Consider the following 1,641-nt stretch of genomic DNA (forward strand, 5'->3'; position numbering starts at 1 on the left):
AGTTAATGATGTAACGGCAGTAACTATTCACCCCAGTGCTAGTGTATAAAAAAGCCCAGCACAAATAGGGCATTTCGGTCATAGAAAATGCCCTAGGTAGCGGAAAGAACTCGATCGATCGTTTCGCCTGCCAACAGAAGACATAACGAATCCCACACGTTTTTTTCGTGTTTCGTCAGTGTGGAAACGATGCTTCTTGCGATGCAAAACGACTGCGCGAATGTTTCTTCGCGAAACGTACCCGAAATGTTCTCTTTGACTTTGACCATGCGAAGATCGCGTTCGGCTTGGTTGTTGTCAAAGGGAACATGTACTTCACGTAAGAAACGCAGCGCTTCTTCCTTTCGTTTTTGAAGGCGTCGAACAAAAGCGAGTGCTTTTTTCGGAAGAGGCGTCATCGTTTCTAATCGGTGTTGTGCTCTTTCTAGGATGCGATCATACACTCGTTCCCACCGTCTCGCTTCTTCTTCGGAAAGTGCACCGTGATGGGCTTCGACGGCTTGCTTGGCGGCTAACAGAAACGTGGTCATGCGCATCGCCCACGTATGCCCCTGTTCGATGAATCCTTTTAACTCACGCAAATGGTGGGCATGACAAAGGGCATGGGTGGCATGTGTGTATTTCGGATACGTACCGAACGCATCGTGCATCATCGTCCCTTCATATCGGGGAAGAATCCCGATCTCATCGGTCGCTTTTTTTCCACGAGAAGCGTGAGGAGCCAAGTATGTATATCTCGATGTACACGCGACATGCACCCATGCGAGTTTCCCATTGATGCGCAAACTCGTTTCATCGACATGCAGGATGTTGGATTCAAGTAAGGCGTCTTCGATGATGTCCATATTTGATTCCAGCGCTTCGCGTCCTCGTTTCACCATATTGGCAAGGGTTCCTGTACTAATCGAGTGTTGATATAACGCTTCGATTGTATCACTTAAACGCTTGTACGGGATCAATTGGATATGATGTAAATAAACAACGAGTGCCGTGAGCCGTGGACCGTATTGCACATGATTCGTGACATGGGATGGGAATTCGGCTTGTTGCACGCATCGACAATGTGGACACGATTTCACTTCACGTTCATGTTGTGTCACCTCGATCGCCACAGGAGGGACATCAAACACTTGACGGATATCGACTTTGAACGGTTTGACTTCACGCAAAGAAGCTCCACATCCTTGACACGTATGCACACGGTGGACGATGCGATGATGTGGATGTTCCACTTGACGGAGCGTCTTCCCCTCATGTCCCTCTTGCCCACCAGGCTTTTTGCCAGACGGCTCGCGGGAGGAACGCTTTTTCTCAAAACGGTCAGAAGATGGGGGCAAATGGCTATTGGAGCTGTTTTTTTTCGTGCGTGCTTCCAGCTCTTGAACACGGTACTTCAGTTGTTCATTTTCTTTGCGTAGCTGTTTGTTTTCGTGACGCAAATGTTCATTTTCTTGAATGAGTTGATGAATGAGCTGTTTTTGTTGTTGAACTTTGCCGATTAAGCCCTCAACTGTAAATACAGCTTGTTGTACCGTCAACATGCGATTCACCTCCTTGTCTATCAATATTCACATCATAGACAAGGAAAGAAGAAAATATTCAGCTCACTTTATGATGTGGCTGAATAGTTACAAAATTATA

Annotated in this window: 1 protein-coding gene; it reads right to left on the reverse strand. The window is 46.7% G+C overall.

Annotation, left to right across the window (positions count from 1 at the left end; translation table 11 throughout):
- Positions 1-92: 92 nt before the first annotated feature.
- The gene (locus ACFPOH_RS11065; RefSeq protein WP_117221520.1) at positions 93-1,541 is read right to left on the reverse strand and encodes an IS66-like element ISBst12 family transposase; all 1,449 of its coding nucleotides are present in this window, start codon (positions 1,539-1,541) and stop codon (positions 93-95) included.
- Between the last annotated feature and the right edge of the window lie 100 nt (positions 1,542-1,641).

Source organism: Ureibacillus suwonensis (genome assembly GCF_042655065.1).
Lineage (GTDB): Bacteria > Bacillota > Bacilli > Bacillales_A > Planococcaceae > Ureibacillus > Ureibacillus suwonensis.